This is a genomic window from Streptomyces sp. bgisy159, assembly GCF_057707805.1.
The window spans coordinates 1-897 of record NZ_JBYIQX010000125.1 but is presented as its reverse complement, the minus strand read 5'-3'; the positions used below and the strand labels follow the sequence as shown (position 1 = coordinate 897).

Genomic DNA, 897 nt, shown 5'->3' with positions numbered 1-897 from the left:
CAGTGAGCGTTTTCCATCCTCACTCTGAGCTGGTCAGATGAAGGGCGAGGACGGCCTGGACGAGTTTGGTGATCCGGGTGGTCGAGCACCGCAGCTTGCGCAGCAGCCGCCAGGACTTGAGGGTGGCGACGGCCTGTTCGCCGAGGGCGCGGATCTTCGCGTGGGACCGGTTCACCGCCTTCTGGCTGGTGGAGAGGGTCTCCCACCGGCCCCAGTACGGGGTGCGGACCGTGCCGCCGGCGCCCCGGTATGCCTTGTCCGCCCAGCACGGGATAGCGGCGTCGGCGAGAGCGTCGAGGATGCCGTGTTCACGGGCCGCGCGGATGTCGTGGACGGCGCCGGGCAGGGCCGGTGAGGCCCACAGCAACCGACCGAAGGGGTCGGCGAGGACCTGCACGTTCATCCCGTGCCTCTTGCGCTTGCCGGAGAAGAACGGGCGGTCCGCGGCGATGCGGTCGATGGGCAGGAGGGTGCCGTCCAGGATCAGGTACGCCTTCGACGACGCGGTCCGCACCGCGTCGGTCAGGCCGGCCCAGGGCGAGAGCGGCCAGGAGTTCGACGGCCTCGGTGACGTAGCGGTAGGCCGTCGTGGTGCCCACTCAGAACCCGGCCGCCAACTGCGCATAGGTGTGCCCCACCCGCAGGTGGGCGAGTGTGAGCAGGGCCTGGCGGCCGGCACTCAGGCGCCGCCAGCGGGAGCCGATCGCACGGCGATGCCGCCGCAACTGCTGCGTGAGGAAGCGGAGGGCAGAGCTGGACACGTCAACGCCCGACGGGTAGACAAGCACGTGAAGCCTCTGGTGGAGACGGTTCTCTTGATCGAAAGCCCATCTACCAGGGGCTTCACCATGTTGTCAGCCCAACTACCCGACTGCACGATGAGGTTGGAAAGGGCTC

Annotated in this window: 1 pseudogene; it reads right to left on the bottom strand. The window is 68.7% G+C overall.

Features of this window, described 5'->3' with window-relative positions:
- Positions 1 to 19: 19 nt before the first annotated feature.
- A pseudogene (locus AC3ET3_RS36100) lies at positions 20 to 788 on the bottom strand (transposase family protein).
- Positions 789 to 897: the final 109 nt, after the last annotated feature.